Here is a 14,370-nt window from a genome sequence, read left to right as displayed (position 1 = left end):
CGACAGGCCGCGCGCCGTCCCATGGTCTACAGTGAGGGTGTGCAAGATCCGATTTCCATCAAGGCCATGGTGCTGGCGGCGGGGCGTGGCGAACGCATGCGCCCGTTGACCGATGCCACACCCAAGCCCCTGCTACCGGTGCAGGGCAAGCCGCTGCTGCAGTGGCATGTCGATGCCCTGGCTGATGCCGGTTTCACCGACATCGTGATCAACACCGCCTGGTTGGGTGAACAGATACCCGCCCATTTCGGACCGCAGCCGCACAGCAGCAACGACCGGCCCCTGGCGATTGAATACTCTTGGGAGGGCTTGGATTTCGGTGGTGCACTGGAAACCGCCGGCGGCATCGTGCGTGCGCTGCCTTTGCTGGGCGACATCTTCTGGGTCTTGGCTGGTGATGTGTATGCCCCCGGTTTCCCGTTCTCCATGCAGGCCGTGCAGCGCTTCGCGCGCAGCGACAAACTGGCTCACCTCTGGCTGGTGCCCAACCCCTCGCACAATCCTCTAGGTGATTTCGGCCTGGCCAGCGACCCGTTGGCGTCCGGCCGGCAGTTGGCCCTGAACCAGGCGACCGTGAAGTACACCTACAGCACCATAGGCCTGTACCGGCGGGAATTCTTCGCCCGGCCCTGGTGCGAGATTGCACCCGGCAACCCGCAGGGCGTAAAAACCCCGCTGGCCCCCTTGTTGCGTCGGGCCATGGACAATCAGCGCATCAGCGCCGAGCTCTATACCGGGCCGTGGACCGATGTCGGCACCCCCGAGCGTCTGGCGCAACTCAACGAAACCGCCCCTTCATGAGCACCCTCCTCTACGCACAGCGCCGCGCGCGCCTGGCCGCCCAGCTCGGTCCCGATGCCGTCGCCATCGTGCCCACGGCACCCGAACACCTGCGCAACCGCGACAGCGAATTCCTGTTCCGCTTCGACAGCTATTTCCACTACCTGAGCGGCTTTGGCGAACCCAACGCCTGGCTCGTCATCACCAGTGAAGGCCACACCACGCTGTTCTGCAACCCCAAGGACCTGGAACGCGAGATCTGGGATGGCATCCGCCTGGGCCCCGAAGCGGCACCGACCGCGCTGGGTGTGGACGCAGCCTGTCCGGTGACCGAACTGGAGCAGCGCCTTCCCAAGCTGCTCGAGAACAAAGCCACGGTCTGGTACCCCTTCGCCACGCACCTCGGCCTGGAAGGTCGCATCGATGGCTGGCTGAAGACCGTGCGCTCGCGCGTGCGCTATGGCGCCCTCTGTCCCGAAGCCCAGCGCGATCTGTGCGCCCTGATGGATGAGATGCGCCTGGTGAAGGACGGTCACGAGCAGGACGTGATGCGGCGCGCCGCGCAGATCAGCGCCGGCGCTCACGTGCGCGCCATGCAGCTCTCTGCCCGCATGCTGCGCGCCGGCCAGGATGTGCGCGAATACCACCTGGACGCCGAACTGCTGCACGAATTCCGCCGCCACGGCTCGCAATACCCGGCCTATGGCTCCATCGTCGCCGCCGGCGCCAACGCCTGCGTGCTGCACTACCGCGCCGACAATGCGCCCATCCGCGATGGCGAGCTGGTGCTCATCGATGCCGGCTGTGAGCTTGACGGCTATGCCAGCGACATCACGCGCACCTTCCCGGCCAATGGCAAATTCACCGCGCCGCAGCGCGCGCTCTACGAACTGGTGCTGGCCGCGCAGGAGGCCGCCGTGGAGGCCACGCATGCCGGAGCCCGTTTTGTGGAACCGCACGAGGCGACGGTCAAGGTGCTCTCCCAGGGCTTGCTGGACCTGGGCCTGCTCGACAAGCACAAGGTCGGCTCTGTGGACGACGTGATTGCCAGCCGCGCCTACTTCCGCTACTACATGCACCGCACCGGGCACTGGCTGGGCATGGACGTGCATGACTGCGGCAGTTATGTGGAGGCCAGCGAGCTGGGCCAGACCAGCGAACGCAAGGACCCGCTCTCGGGCGAAATCATCAAGGACCGGCCCAGCCGCATCCTGAAGCCCGGCATGTGCCTGACCATCGAGCCGGGGCTCTACGTGCGCCCGGCCGAGGACGTGCCGCGGGAGTACTGGAATATCGGCATCCGCATCGAGGACGATGCCTTCGTCACAGCGGACGGCTGCGAGCTGATCTCGCGCGGCGTGCCGGTGAACGCCGACGAAATCGAAGCCCTGATGCGTTCCTGAAGCCGCAGCGCGGGTTAACCCCTAGCAAATTCCCGGATATGCCGGGAATAGACGAGCCATTTTCGCGCTCTCTTGCATATGTTCCTGACATCTGAAACCCGCTACAACCAGTGGGTTCGTGATCACTACCGTTTCCTGATGCGCAGCGCCTGGGCGCTGACGGGATCGCGCGCCGTCGCAGAAGATGTGGTGCAGGACTGCTACACCAACGCCTGGAAGCACCGGGACCAACTGCGCGACCTTACCCTGGTGCGGCCGTGGCTGTTCCAGATCATGCGTCGCAGCATCTTCCGCCACCTGCCGCCCTGCACGGTGTCCCTGGACGACAGCGATGAAGGCCAGTGGGGCGAAGCAGCCGATGCCGGCATCGACAACCGGCTGGACGTGGTCAAGGCTCTCAGCCGTATCGCACCCATCCACCGCGAAGTCCTGGTGTTGCATTATTTCGACGACATGCCGACAGCACTCATTGCCGAAGCCCTGGAAATCGCGCCCGGCACGGTGCTCTCCCGGCTGGCGCGCGCGCGCGATGCGCTCAAAAGCGCCTTGGTCATGCCTGCACAAGCCCCCCGAGAGAGCGAACAGACCACGGCTCCTGTCGGTAGGCGGGTCACCCCGTTGCGCAAGAGCTGAGACCGAGAGAACCGACCCATGCACCCGAAACTCGACGACGACTTTGACCTGCGGGCCCGAGCGGAACTCTCGCTGGCCTATGAGACGGGCGAACCACCAGGCGCGCTGTTCCGTCATACGCCCTGGTACTCGCGTCGCTGGCTCCAGACCTGTTGCGTGCTGGCTTTCGTGGCCGGCACCCTGTTGGGCGGCGTGCTGGCCATCCGTCCGAACGAGCTGGTGCGTGGTGCCATCGAGCACGAATACTACGAACGAACCCTGCGCGGCAGTTTCATGGAGTCGTCCACCCTGCTCGCGCAACTGGGCCTGGAGAAAAACAAGCCAGTCCCGGGCTATCCGCAGCTCATGCGCCCCTGCGACATCGATGGCAAGCTGGCTTACCACTTGACCACCTTCTTTGAGAAGGGCGGCATCGTCACCGTCTTTGCCTTCGACCAGCCGGTCAGCCTGAAGGAGGGCCAGGGCTGGTGGAACGACGTCTACTGGCAGGTCGTCACAGGTCGCGACGGCCGTCCCTTGATCCTGGTTTCGGAAAAGAAAAAAGCCCTCACCGTAGCCTATCGCGTGTTTTCCCAGCCGCCCGCCTGAGAGGCATGCCCCATTCGGGGTCCCAAGATCACAAACCACAGGAGACAAGCATGAGTGAGATCACAGGTAAGCGCAGTTTCATCGCCGCAGCGGGCACGCTGCTGGCAAGCGCCTTTTTCACCTCTCGGGCCCAGGCCAGTGACAAGGTCGGCAAGCCCAACAGGCTGGTGATCCAGGTCAGCGACAACGATCCGGGGAAATGGGGGCTGGCACTGAACAATGCGCAGAACGTGATCAACGATCTGGGTGCCAGCACCGTGGCGCTGGAAATCGTGGTCTACGGTCCGGGCATCGGCATGCTCAAGAGCGATTCACCGATGGCGTCGCGCATTGCCGCGGCACTCAAGGGCGGCATGCAGATCGTCGCTTGTGAAAACACGCTCAAGGCTCAGAAGCTCACCCGTGCCGACATGCTGCCTGACATCGGCTACGTGCCGGCTGGCGTCGTGGAGCTGATGCAGAAGCAACAGCAGGGCTACGCCTATATCCGGCCCTGATTTTTCTCTCGCTTTTCATTTCAACCAGGAGACATCACATGCAAACTCGTCGCGAGACACTGAAACAAAGCGCCGTGGTGGCGGGCCTGCTGGCCTCTGCCGGCCTGATCCCGCAGCAGGCTGCGGCTTACGAGAAGGCTGCCTTCGACGCCAAGACCGCGGCCGAAGTGGCCAAGGCCCTGGGCGCGGGAGCCCCGGTGGAGAGCAAGGACGTGACCATTGGTGGTCCGGACATTGCCGAGAACGGTGCGGTGGTGCCGCTGACGGCCAGCACCACGCTGGCTGGTGTCAAGCGCATGCTGATCCTGGTGGAGAAGAACCCGGCGGCGATGGTGGCCATGTTCAACGTGAGCGATGCGGTGGAAGCCAACTTTGCCACGCGCGCCAAGATGGGGCAGTCCTCCGATGTGTACGCCGTGGCCATCATGAACGACGGCAAGGCCTTCTTTGCGAAGAAGGAAGTCAAGGTCACGCTGGGCGGCTGCGGCGGTTAAGCGCTGACGGACCCATCCACCCACAGTATTCATACAGATTTAGGAGTATCAAAATGGCAGATCCGATGCGCATTCGCGCGCAAGCCGCTGGCGACAAGGCCACCGTGCGCGTACTCATGAGCCACGAAATGGAATCCGGACAACGCAAGGACTCGGCAGGCAAGGTTGTGCCGGCCTGGTTCATCCAGGACGTCAGCGCGTCTCTCAACGGCAAGGTTGTGATGACCGCCGAGTGGGGCCCGGCCGTGTCCAAGAACCCGTTCATGCAGTTTGTGGTCAAGGGCGCCAAGGCCGGTGACAAGATTGCCGTGACCTGGAAGGACAACAAGGGCGACAGCCGTACCGACGAAGCCACGGTGTCCTGAGCAAGATTCCGATAACCAAGAAAGAGGTGACTATGAAATACGCCAAGTCTTGGGCCCTGCTTTTCGCCAGCGCAATGCTCGCGGTGAGTGCTCAGGCCCAGAAATCCGCCAGTGACGGCATCGCCGAATACCGCGCGATGCTGGCCGACGGCAACCCGGCCGAGTTGTTCGAAGCCAAGGGGGAAGACCTGTGGAAGCAGAAGCGTGGGCCGAAGAACGTCTCGCTGGAAAAATGTGATCTGGGCAAGGGCCCGGGCGTGGTCAAGGGGGCTTTTGTCGAGCTGCCGCGCCACTTTGCTGACACCAACAAGGTGCAGGACCTGGAGTCCCGCCTGGTGAGCTGCATGGAAACCCTGCAGGGCTTCAACGGCGCGGAGATCGCCAAGACGGCCTTCGGGCGCGGCGAGCAGGCCAACGTGACGGCGCTGGCGACCTGGATCGCTGCCGAATCGCGTGGTATGAAGTTCAACCTGCCCAACAGCCACCAGCAGGAAAAGGTCATGTACGAAGTGGGCAAGCGCCTGTTCTTCATGCGCAGCGGCACGCACGACTTCTCCTGCGCCTCCTGCCACGGTGAAGACGGCAAGCGCATCCGCCTCCAGGACCTGCCCAACCTGACCAAGAACCCGGGCGACGGCATCGGTTTTGCTGCCTGGCCGGCCTACCGCGTCTCCAATGGCCAGATGTGGAGCATGCAGCTGCGCCTGAACGACTGCTACCGCCAGCAGCGTTTCCCCTACCCGCTGTTTGGCAGCGACGCCACCGTCGCCCTGGGCGCCTACATGGGTGTCAATGCCAAGGGGGCCGAGAACATTGCCCCGGCCATCAAGCGCTAAGAGGAGACCGATACCATGAAGAAACAGACCCAACTCCTCATCGCTGCCGGCGTGGCTGCTGTCGTGCTGGTGGCTGGCTGCTCCAGCATGCCCAGCAGCGCCGAACTCGACAAGCTGAGCCAGGACATCGCCAAGGCGTCCTTCCGCGACCAGGGCCAGGCCAAGGTCGACCGCCTGGTGCTGGACGACGCCAACCTCGAATGCATGAAGGCCGACGTGGCGGGCCAGCCCATCGAAGAGAAGACGGCCAAGGCCATCGAGGCGGCCAACTTCGCCAGCATCAAGTGGCCCGCGGGCGGCCAGTACATCGGTGACTGGAAAGAGGGCGAGAAGATCGCCCAGAGCGGCCGTGGCATGACCTGGAGTGATGCGGCCGGCAGCGAGAACGGCGGCAACTGCTACAACTGCCACCAGATCAGCAAGGCCGAGATCTCCTTCGGCACGCTGGGCCCGAGCCTGTACAACTACGGCAAGATGCGTGGCGTGAAGGATCTGTATGCGCCCGAGTCGGCGGCCATCATCCAGTACACCTGGGGCAAGATCTGGAACGCACGTGCCTACAACGCCTGCTCGCAGATGCCGCGCGCCGGCCACAAGGGCATCCTGAGCGAACAGCAGGTCAGGCACATCATGGCCCTGCTGCTCGACCCCAAGTCGCCCGTCAACCAGTAAGCACCCGGGACCAGCCCTCTCGCCTCGGCGGGAGGGCTTGTTTGTTTCCAACGCTTACCTTCTGCGCCCTGCACCGCCTTAAACTAAAAACACGGCTTCGCACGAAAGCCGGTTTGACTTGTTGTTGGGGATTCACGATGCGTTTGCTTCATATGCTGGCCGTTTTCTGCATGGCCGCCTTTGTCTTCAGCGGGGCGGCCCGCGCCCAGTCCCAGCTTGTGCTGGCCATCAGCGAGGGCACTTCCGGCGGGCTCGATCATGGCCGCGTGATCTCCAAGTACCAGGATTTGGCCAACCTCATCGGTGGCGTGCTGAAAACCAAGGTGAGCGTGGTGTTCGCACGCGAGTTCGCCACCCTGGAATCCGGCATGAAGGAGGGCAAGTTCGATTTCGTGATGGCTCGCCCGAGCGACTACCCGGCACGTGGCATGCGCGACTACGGTTATCACTATCTGGCCAACGCCAAGCCGGATGGCCAGTGTCTCATCGTCGTGCCCAATAACTCACCGCTCAAGACGCTGGCTGATGCGCGCGGCAAGCGCTTCGTCATGCCCGAGCAGGTGTCCTACATGTCGCGTTTCTGCCGTGCCGAGCTGCGCGACCGCGGCATCGACCTCGCGAAAGAAAACGTGCAATACGTCCGCGAGCAGGCGGCCGTCACCTTCTACATGGACAACAAGTTTGCCGACGTCGGTGCCATCGCCTCCTACTCCGGACCCGCGAAGAAACTGGACAAGGATGGTTTCCGCATCCTGCACAGCAGCGTGGTCCAGCCTTATTTCCCGCTAGTGGCGCACGGCAAGTTCAAGCCCGAGCAGCTCAAGGCCATCCAGATGTCGCTGGCCTCTGTGCCGGAAAAGCCCGGGGGGCCCGAAATCCTGCAGCGCATCGGCATCGCGGCTTTTGATACCGGTGCGGAAGAACGGATGAAGTCACTGCTCGATTGGCTTGAGAAGTAAGCCGTTTCTATGCCCACCTTTGGGAAAAGCAATTGGCCTGAAAAATAGATAAAAACTACCATAACAGCCAACTCCATTCTTTTTGGAGATGCTGTCATGGCCGACTTCGCCCGCGCCAATCTGCTCACGCTCAAGAAAACCGCGAGCTACTACCTGGTCCACATCACCGTCGCCGGCGCAGTAGCTTATGCCGTGACCGGCGATCTGCTCATGGCCTTCACGCTGAGCCTGCTGGAGCCGACGGTGCAGGCCGTGGCTTTCTTCCTGCATGAGAAAGCCTGGGAGCGTGGCTCCCCGCCAAATCGGACCACCTCTTTGGCAGACGCCGAGCCTGCAGGAACTTGAGCCAGACCGGACTCGCCGGTTTTGCATATACGTAAAAACCGAGAGCCCTTTTCCCGGTGGCCCGACCAGAACCGTGGCTTTCGAGGTCTACAATCCGATTCCCCATAGAAGCAGACCGTTGGGACGGGGAGTGCGAATGACCGCGCCGTCCGGCCCCATCACAAATCAGGCCTGCAGCAGGAGTTGATTGATGTCCAGCACCCCGTCGTCCAACGACAAGCGCGAGCAACTGCGTAGCGCTGCCCTCGAGTACCACGAGTTCCCCACCCCCGGCAAGATCGCCATCGCCGCCACCAAGCAGCTGGTCAACCAGCACGACCTGGCCCTGGCCTACACCCCCGGCGTCGCCGCTCCCTGCGAGGAAATCGTCAAGGATCCGGCCGCGGCCTACAAATACACCAGCCGCGGCAACCTGGTCGGCGTGATCACCAACGGCACGGCCGTGCTGGGCCTGGGCGACATCGGCCCGCTGGCCTCCAAGCCGGTGATGGAAGGCAAGGGCGTGCTGTTCAAGAAATTCGCCGGCATCGACGTCTTCGACATCGAGATCGACGAAAAGACCGACCTGGACAAGCTGGTCGACATCATCGCCGCGCTGGAGCCCACCTTCGGCGGCATCAACCTGGAAGACATCAAGGCGCCGGACTGCTTCTACGTCGAGCGCAAGCTGCGCGAGCGCATGAAGATTCCGGTCTTCCACGACGACCAGCACGGCACCGCCATCACGGTGGCGGCCGGCCTGCTCAACGGCCTGAAGGTCGCTGGCAAGGACATCAAACAGGTCAAACTGGTCACCTCCGGCGCCGGTGCTGCCGCCCTGGCCTGCCTGGGCCTGCTGGTCAAGTTGGGCATGCCGCGCAAGAACATCTGGGTCACCGACCTGGCCGGCGTGGTCTACGAAGGCCGCACCGAACTGATGGACGAGGACAAGCGCGGCTACGCGCAGAAGACCGACGCCCGCAAGCTGGCCGATGTCATCGTTGACGCCGACATCTTTCTGGGCCTGTCCGCTGGCGGCGTGCTGAAGACCGACATGGTCAAGAAGATGGCGGCCAAGCCCATCATCTTCGCGCTGGCCAACCCGAATCCGGAGATCGACCCCGCGGATGCCAAGGCCGCGCGTGACGACGTCATCATGGCCACGGGCCGCACCGACTACCCGAACCAGATCAACAACGTCCTGTGCTTCCCCTACATTTTCCGCGGTGCGCTGGATGCCCGTGCCTCGACCATCACCCCCGAGATGGAAGTCGCGGCCGTGCGCGCCATGGCGGAACTGGCCCAGGCCGAACAGAGTGAAGTGGTGGCCGCGGCCTACGCTGGCGAGCAGCTGTCCTTCGGCCCGGACTACCTGATTCCCAAGCCTTTCGACCCGCGCCTGATGATCAAGATCGCGCCGGCGGTGGCCCAGGCGGCCATGGACAGCGGCGTGGCCCAGAACCCGATCACCGACATGGAGGCCTATCGCGAGCGCCTGCAGGCCTTCGTGTATGCCTCGGGCACCACCATGAAACCCATCTTCATGGCCGCCAAGAAAGCCGCCAAGAAGCGCGTGGCCTATGCAGAGGGCGAAGAAGAGCGCATCCTGCGCGCCGCACAGATCGTGGTGGACGAAGGCCTGGCGCGCCCGACCCTGATCGGTCGTCCGGCCATCATTGCCCAGCGTGTGGAGAAGTTCGGCCTGCGCCTGAAGGAGGGCCAGGACTATGACGTGGTCAACGTCGAGCACGACGATCGCTATCGCGATTTCTGGCAGACCTACCACCGCATGACCGAGCGCAAGGGCGTGACCGTGGCCATCGCCAAGATCGAGCTGCGCCGTCGCCTTTCGCTGATCGGCGCCATGCTGTTGCACAAGGGCCATGTGGACGGCCTGATCTGCGGCACCTGGGGCACCAACCCCATGCACCTGCAATACATCGACCAGGTCATCGGCAAGCGTGCGGGCGTCAACACCTACGCCTGCATGAACGGCCTGCTGTTGCCGGACCGTCAGCTCTTCATCCTCGACACCCACGTCAACTACGATCCCAGCGCCGAGCAGTTGGCCGAGATCACCATCATGGCGGCCGAGGAGATGATGCGCTTCGGCCTGCGCCCCAAGGCCGCCCTGCTGAGCCACTCCAACTTTGGCAGCAGCAACCAGCCCAGCGCCGTCAAGATGCGCCAGACCCTGGACCTGCTGCGTGTGCAGGCACCCTGGCTGGAGGTGGACGGCGAGATGCACGGTGATGTGGCCCTGGACGCCGTGGCCCGCCAGGCCATCATGCCCAACAGCACACTCAATGGGCCGGCCAATCTGCTGGTCATGCCCAATATCGATGCGGCCAACATCGCCTACAACCTGCTCAAGACGGCGGCTGGCGGCAACATCGCCATTGGCCCGGTGCTGCTGGGCGCGGCCCAGCCGGTGCACATCCTGACTGCCAGCACCACGGTGCGCCGCATCGTCAACATGACGGCGCTGACCGTGGCCGACGCCAACGCGTCACGCTGATCCCGGGCGAAAGCGACCACCAACTTACTCGTCTTTACCAAAGCAAGGGCCTGCCTATTTATTGGGCAGGCCCTTGCTTTTTCAGACCAGATCGGCGACACTCTCGGGCTTGAATCTTCCGGGTTTACCCGGAGAGTAATAACAAACTCGACTCATGGCACGTAGCTCCGGCATCAAGTTGGTACTTACTGGCTTTTTGCTAGCGTTAGCCTGTGTGTCCACGGACGTCAGGGCCCGAGGCCCGGCACCGGCGGACACGCCCATGACGATGTCGGTGGCGGAACTGCCAAGCCAGGGGGCGCAAACGTATCGCCAGATTTTCCAGGGCGGCCCGTTTGCGTACGAAAAGGATGGCACGGTATTTGGCAACCGCGAGCGTTTGCTCCCGGCCCACAAGCGCGGCTACTACCGCGAATACACCGTGCCCACACCTGGTGCACGCAATCGGGGCACTCGCCGGATTGTGTGTGGTGGCCCGACGACGACGCCGGAAGTCTGTTATTACACGGCCGATCACTATGCGAGCTTTCGCAAGATCGTGCCCTGAATCGAATCGTGTTTTAGCCAAGAAAGTGACGCGGGGATGGATACACCACTTCGTACTGTAAGAACCAATATCGTTCAGTCGATCCGTGCCTTCAGGGTGTCGGATCTGCAGGAGGCTGCCCAGGGCCTGGGGCACCACTTCCTGTATGCCAACCTGGCCCAGGCCCAGTCCAGGCAGGATGTTCTGGATCTGATCGCGCAGCAGTTCATGCTGCCGGCCAACGTCGGCAAGAATTTCGATGCCTTGTATGACTGCCTGACGGACCCGCTGCACAAGTCGGGACCGCAGCCGGGCTTCATTGCCGTGCTCGAGCACATCCCGGCCAACGCCAAGTTCGACAAGGAAGCACGCGAGCAGCTGCTCGACATCTTCCGCGACGCCGCGGACTACTGGAATGACCGCAAGGTACCATTCCGGTGCTTCTATTCTTTTCTGTAGCCCGTTCTGCACAAACCAGCCAAGCAGAACGGGCGAACGAGGCTAAGGTGGAAGGCGTCGCGAGCGAAGCCGCCCCGGTGGGGATTGAGTTGAATGAGGACGGCGGCGAGAAGATGCCGACCGACAAGCTGCTCGACGTGTCGCCGCTGGCGCTGCGCATGAGCAGCCCTTTCAACGCAGGTTATTGGCTCGCTGCCGCCTGATCCGGCTCACCCCAGCAAAAAGGCCCGTCTGCGACGGGCCTTTTCTTTTTCGAGACCAGCTCAGCTGCGCTGCGCCAGCGCCACATACTCCGCAACGGGCACTTCCTCGGCGCGGCGTTGCAGGTCGAAGTCGCCGGACAGCCCTTTTTCCTCCAGCCAGCGCCCCAGGGTGTGGCGTAGCAGCTTGCGCCGCTGGCTGAAGGCCACCTGCACCAGTTGCTCCAGGCGCTTCACATCCAGCGCCGCCGGCTGAGCATGGGGCACCATGCGCACCACGGCACTGTCCACGCGCGGCGGCGGGTCGAAGCTCTCGGGCGGTACGAACAGCACGTTTTCCATGGCGTAACGCCACTGCAGCATGACGCTGAGACGGCCATAGTCGGATGTCGATGGTGCGGCCACCATGCGGTCGATGACTTCCTTCTGCAGCATGAAATGCTGGTCCTCGACCACGGCCACGTGCTCGAGCAGGTGAAACAGGATGGGTGTGGAGATGTTGTAGGGCAAGTTGCCCACCACGCGCAGCTTCTGTGTGTTTTGCGCCTGGGCCAGCTGCGTGAAATCCACCTTCAGCACGTCGGACTCGACGACGTCGAGCTGCGCATGGGTGCGCAGACGCCCGGCCAGGTCCCGGTCCAGTTCGATGACGATCAAGCGGCCCAGTCGCTCCACCAGCGGCTGCGTCAAGGCCGCCAGGCCCGGGCCGATCTCGACCATGACCTGCCCGGGGCGTGGATCAATGGCCCGCACGATGCCGTCAATGATGCCGTCGTCGGACAGGAAGTGCTGGCCGAAACGTTTGCGCGGAATATGTTTCATTGTGGCGCTTCGCGCAGCTCCACGTAGGCACGCGCACGCACGTCCCGCGCCCAGTTGTCATAAACCTCGCCGTATTTCTTCTCGCGCAGCATATTGCGCACCATTTCACGCTGCTCGCGCGCGCTCAGGGTGGCATTGCGGCGCTCCAGCAGCTGGATCAGGTGCACGCCGAAGCGCGAGATCAGGGGCTGGCTGATCTGGCTGGGCGCCAGCTGGTCCATGACCCGCTCGAACTCGGGAACGAACATGCCTGGGCTGGCCCAGCCCAGGTCGCCGCCCTGGGCGGCGCTGCCGTCCTGCGAATTCTGGCGCGCCAGCGTCGCGAAATCGGTCTCGCCGGCCACGATGCGCCGCCGAAAATCGTTAAGTTTGTCGCGGGCCTGGGCCTCGCCCAGCTGGGTGCTGGGCACCAGCAGGATGTGGCGTGCGCGGCTTTGCGTCACGGTGGTCGGCGGCAGGCCGGGCAGACGCCGCTCCAGCAGCTTGATGATGTGGAAACCGGCGCCCGAGCGCACCGGCCCGGTCACGTCGCCGGGCGCCAGCATGCGCGTGGCCTCCAGAAACAGGGGCGGGTAGCGGTCGCCCGTGCGCAGGCCCAGCTGGCCGCCATTGGTGCGATCGGCCGCATCGGAGAATTCCCGTGCCAGCGCCGCAAAATCCTCGCCCGCACGGGCGCGCTGCAACGCGCGCTGCGCCCTGGCCTCGAGCTCGACCAGCTGTTGCTCGCCAGCACCCTCAGGCACAGCCACCAGCAGATGGGCCATGTTGATCTGCTGGCTGGCGGGATCGTTGCTGCGTTCCTGCTGCTCGGTCAGGTATTGCTCGACCTCGATATCGCTGATGCGCACACGCGGGTCCACTTCACGCTCGCGCAGACGGGTCAGCAGGAGCTGGTCGCGCAGTTGTTCGCGCAGGCGCCGGGGATCCGTGCCCTCACGCTCCAGCTGACGTCGAAGCTGCTCGACGGTCATCTGGTTCTGGCTGGCCACGGACTGCTCGGCCTGGTCGATGGACGGCTCGTCGATCTTGATGCCCTGTTCGCGCGCCAATTGCAGCTGGACTCGCTCGCTGATCAGCTGATCCAGCACCCGGCGTGCCAGCTCTCTTGCATCCGGCAGAGGCTGACGCTGTGCGGTCAGCTGCCGCCGGATGCGTTCGACCTCGGCACTGACCTGCAGATTGGTGATGGGCTCGGCATTCACCACGGCAACGATGAAGTCGGCAGCGCGTATGCCCGGCACCAGCACCGTCGCAGCCGGAGGCACGAGGGCGGATGAGGTGGCCGGAGCACCCGGGGAGCGCAGGCCCTGGGACCAGGCAGGCAGGCAGGTCATGGCCACCAGGATCAGGACCGGAGATCGGAAGCTCGTCATGGGTTCAATCGTAATTGCTGAATCGGCTGGGCGCGGTGACCTGCTCACGCAGATACTGGTAGCGCGGGATATTGTTCTTGAGCGTCTGCAGGGGGTCGATGCCCAGCCGCGAGAAACCGACGAATTCGAGCTGGAACATGAGACGCTGATTGGACGAAACCAGACCCGTCTGCAGGCGCTCCAGCACGACGCGCCCCAGCCAGCAACCCGCATCGTACTCAAATCCGATGATCGAATCGACCAGCTTGCTGTCCTGCAGACTGTAGTTCAGGCGTCCGACGCTGTACCAGCGGCCCGCGCCCTGGCCACGGCCCGCGCCCAGGTCCTGCCCGCGGTCCCCCCATAGGTCGTTGATCGGCCATTGCCAGCCGATGTCCACCAGCTCGCTGAGGTCGCGCTGGAAGCGGTAGGCCAGGTTGAGCACGCGGTAGTGCCCCGGGTTATAGCGGGCCGAGACTGTGGAGCGTATCGATTTCTGTGTGGTCGGGTTGTACTGCACCGTACTGTCCAGGTACCAGCGCGGGTCGACCAGCAGGCCAGCCCCCAGCAGGATATCGCTGATGCCCTTGGCAGCCGGAGTGCCGCCAGGCAGCGTCACCCGCTGGTCGGCCAGACGGAAACGCTGCGCAATGCCCACGCGCGCAATCTCGGCACCGTTGTCCGAGTCGAGCAGCCGGCTGGACAGGCCGGCCGTCAGCAGATCGTTGTCGGCAATGCGGTCGTTGCCGACAAAGGCATTTTCCGCATAGATGCTGGCAAAGTTGAAGTCGGTCACGCCCGAGTCGTAGTTGGGCAGGTGGTTCTGTTCGACGTAGGGCGTATTGACATAGAACAGACGCGGCTCCAGGGTCTGGCGAAAACGCCGGTCCAGGTAGCTGGCATCGCGCTCGAAGACCAGGCCGCCGTCCAGGCTGTAGGTCG

The 14,370-nt window shown here is 63.6% G+C and carries 18 protein-coding genes; 15 read left to right on the top strand and 3 right to left on the bottom strand.

What is annotated here, in order from left to right; genetic code table 11:
• The first annotated feature begins 66 nt into the window (after positions 1–66).
• From AO057_RS03650 to AO057_RS17690, 15 genes are all read left to right on the top strand, one after another.
• Complete coding sequence (locus AO057_RS03650) at positions 67–801, top strand: nucleotidyltransferase family protein (RefSeq protein ID WP_057677155.1); 735 nt, start codon at positions 67–69, stop codon at positions 799–801.
• Positions 798–2,183 (top strand): aminopeptidase P N-terminal domain-containing protein, encoded by a 1,386-nt coding sequence (locus AO057_RS03645; protein WP_057674354.1) that lies wholly within the window; start codon positions 798–800, stop codon positions 2,181–2,183. The genes AO057_RS03650 and AO057_RS03645 overlap by 4 nt, the downstream gene beginning before the upstream one ends.
• A 78-nt stretch (positions 2,184–2,261) precedes the next feature.
• Positions 2,262–2,816 (top strand): RNA polymerase sigma factor, encoded by a 555-nt coding sequence (locus tag AO057_RS03640; RefSeq protein ID WP_057674353.1) that lies wholly within the window; start codon positions 2,262–2,264, stop codon positions 2,814–2,816.
• Between the two features lie 18 nt (positions 2,817–2,834).
• Complete coding sequence (locus tag AO057_RS03635) at positions 2,835–3,404, top strand: hypothetical protein (protein ID WP_057674352.1); 570 nt, start codon at positions 2,835–2,837, stop codon at positions 3,402–3,404.
• A gap of 50 nt (positions 3,405–3,454) precedes the next feature.
• The gene (locus AO057_RS03630; protein WP_057674351.1) at positions 3,455–3,901 is read left to right on the top strand and encodes a DsrE family protein; all 447 of its coding nucleotides are present in this window, start codon (positions 3,455–3,457) and stop codon (positions 3,899–3,901) included.
• A 38-nt stretch (positions 3,902–3,939) separates the two neighbouring features.
• Positions 3,940–4,395: a thiosulfate oxidation carrier protein SoxY gene (gene soxY / locus AO057_RS03625; RefSeq protein ID WP_057674350.1), complete on the top strand. Its 456-nt coding sequence runs from the start codon at positions 3,940–3,942 to the stop codon at positions 4,393–4,395.
• 53 nt (positions 4,396–4,448) lie between these two features.
• Complete coding sequence (soxZ, locus tag AO057_RS03620; RefSeq protein WP_205629993.1) at positions 4,449–4,760, top strand: thiosulfate oxidation carrier complex protein SoxZ; 312 nt, start codon at positions 4,449–4,451, stop codon at positions 4,758–4,760.
• A gap of 32 nt (positions 4,761–4,792) precedes the next feature.
• Positions 4,793–5,596, top strand: a complete 804-nt coding sequence (soxA, locus tag AO057_RS03615) for a sulfur oxidation c-type cytochrome SoxA (protein WP_057674349.1) — start codon at positions 4,793–4,795, stop codon at positions 5,594–5,596.
• 15 nt (positions 5,597–5,611) lie between these two features.
• Positions 5,612–6,268 carry a sulfur oxidation c-type cytochrome SoxX gene (gene soxX / locus AO057_RS03610; RefSeq protein ID WP_057674348.1) on the top strand — a complete coding sequence of 219 codons (657 nt, stop codon included), beginning with the start codon at positions 5,612–5,614 and terminating at the stop codon, positions 6,266–6,268.
• Between the two features lie 137 nt (positions 6,269–6,405).
• Complete coding sequence (locus AO057_RS03605; protein ID WP_240480728.1) at positions 6,406–7,227, top strand: phosphate/phosphite/phosphonate ABC transporter substrate-binding protein; 822 nt, start codon at positions 6,406–6,408, stop codon at positions 7,225–7,227.
• Between the two features lie 96 nt (positions 7,228–7,323).
• Positions 7,324–7,572 carry a DUF2061 domain-containing protein gene (locus tag AO057_RS03600; protein WP_057674346.1) on the top strand — a complete coding sequence of 83 codons (249 nt, stop codon included), beginning with the start codon at positions 7,324–7,326 and terminating at the stop codon, positions 7,570–7,572.
• A 190-nt stretch (positions 7,573–7,762) separates the two neighbouring features.
• The gene (locus AO057_RS03595) at positions 7,763–10,069 is read left to right on the top strand and encodes an NADP-dependent malic enzyme (RefSeq protein ID WP_057674345.1); all 2,307 of its coding nucleotides are present in this window, start codon (positions 7,763–7,765) and stop codon (positions 10,067–10,069) included.
• A gap of 154 nt (positions 10,070–10,223) precedes the next feature.
• On the top strand, positions 10,224–10,616 hold the full coding sequence (locus AO057_RS03590) for a guanyl-specific ribonuclease (protein ID WP_057674344.1): 393 nt from the start codon (positions 10,224–10,226) through the stop codon (positions 10,614–10,616).
• A 36-nt stretch (positions 10,617–10,652) separates the two neighbouring features.
• Complete coding sequence (locus AO057_RS03585; protein ID WP_057674343.1) at positions 10,653–11,054, top strand: barstar family protein; 402 nt, start codon at positions 10,653–10,655, stop codon at positions 11,052–11,054.
• Positions 11,055–11,101: 47 nt separating this feature from the next.
• Positions 11,102–11,257, top strand: coding sequence for a hypothetical protein (locus tag AO057_RS17690; protein ID WP_156404460.1), 156 nt, complete (start codon positions 11,102–11,104; stop codon positions 11,255–11,257).
• Positions 11,258–11,317: 60 nt separating this feature from the next.
• Here the strand turns inward: AO057_RS17690 and rsmA are convergent, their stop codons facing one another.
• The 3 genes from rsmA to AO057_RS18200 all read right to left on the bottom strand — a co-directional run.
• Positions 11,318–12,076 carry a 16S rRNA (adenine(1518)-N(6)/adenine(1519)-N(6))-dimethyltransferase RsmA gene (gene rsmA, locus AO057_RS03580; RefSeq protein WP_057674342.1) on the bottom strand — a complete coding sequence of 253 codons (759 nt, stop codon included), beginning with the start codon at positions 12,074–12,076 and terminating at the stop codon, positions 11,318–11,320.
• Entirely contained in the window at positions 12,073–13,449 is a 1,377-nt protein-coding gene (locus AO057_RS03575; RefSeq protein ID WP_057674341.1) for a peptidylprolyl isomerase, read from the bottom strand. The genes rsmA and AO057_RS03575 overlap by 4 nt, the downstream gene beginning before the upstream one ends.
• A 4-nt stretch (positions 13,450–13,453) precedes the next feature.
• The coding region (locus AO057_RS18200; RefSeq protein ID WP_240480727.1) for an LPS-assembly protein LptD at positions 13,454–14,370 on the bottom strand (917 nt) is incomplete at its 5' end.

It is taken from the genome of Curvibacter sp. PAE-UM (genome assembly GCF_001432305.1).
Classification (GTDB): Bacteria; Pseudomonadota; Gammaproteobacteria; order Burkholderiales; family Burkholderiaceae_C; genus Hylemonella.
The sequence above is the reverse complement of the archived record's forward strand: the minus strand, read 5'-3'. Positions and strand labels throughout refer to the sequence as shown.

Coding starts and splice junctions, on each gene's coding strand:
- soxZ (WP_205629993.1), top strand. CDS start 4,449: ATGGCAGATCCGATGCGCATTCGCGCGCAAGCCGCTGGCGACAAGGCC.
- AO057_RS03590 (WP_057674344.1), top strand. CDS start 10,224: ATGGCACGTAGCTCCGGCATCAAGTTGGTACTTACTGGCTTTTTGCTA.
- AO057_RS03605 (WP_240480728.1), top strand. CDS start 6,406: ATGCGTTTGCTTCATATGCTGGCCGTTTTCTGCATGGCCGCCTTTGTC.
- AO057_RS03575 (WP_057674341.1), bottom strand. CDS start 13,449: ATGACGAGCTTCCGATCTCCGGTCCTGATCCTGGTGGCCATGACCTGC.
- AO057_RS03585 (WP_057674343.1), top strand. CDS start 10,653: ATGGATACACCACTTCGTACTGTAAGAACCAATATCGTTCAGTCGATC.
- soxY (WP_057674350.1), top strand. CDS start 3,940: ATGCAAACTCGTCGCGAGACACTGAAACAAAGCGCCGTGGTGGCGGGC.
- AO057_RS03635 (WP_057674352.1), top strand. CDS start 2,835: ATGCACCCGAAACTCGACGACGACTTTGACCTGCGGGCCCGAGCGGAA.
- rsmA (WP_057674342.1), bottom strand. CDS start 12,076: ATGAAACATATTCCGCGCAAACGTTTCGGCCAGCACTTCCTGTCCGAC.
- soxA (WP_057674349.1), top strand. CDS start 4,793: ATGAAATACGCCAAGTCTTGGGCCCTGCTTTTCGCCAGCGCAATGCTC.
- AO057_RS03595 (WP_057674345.1), top strand. CDS start 7,763: ATGTCCAGCACCCCGTCGTCCAACGACAAGCGCGAGCAACTGCGTAGC.
- AO057_RS03650 (WP_057677155.1), top strand. CDS start 67: ATGGTGCTGGCGGCGGGGCGTGGCGAACGCATGCGCCCGTTGACCGAT.
- soxX (WP_057674348.1), top strand. CDS start 5,612: ATGAAGAAACAGACCCAACTCCTCATCGCTGCCGGCGTGGCTGCTGTC.
- AO057_RS03640 (WP_057674353.1), top strand. CDS start 2,262: ATGTTCCTGACATCTGAAACCCGCTACAACCAGTGGGTTCGTGATCAC.
- AO057_RS03630 (WP_057674351.1), top strand. CDS start 3,455: ATGAGTGAGATCACAGGTAAGCGCAGTTTCATCGCCGCAGCGGGCACG.
- AO057_RS03645 (WP_057674354.1), top strand. CDS start 798: ATGAGCACCCTCCTCTACGCACAGCGCCGCGCGCGCCTGGCCGCCCAG.
- AO057_RS03600 (WP_057674346.1), top strand. CDS start 7,324: ATGGCCGACTTCGCCCGCGCCAATCTGCTCACGCTCAAGAAAACCGCG.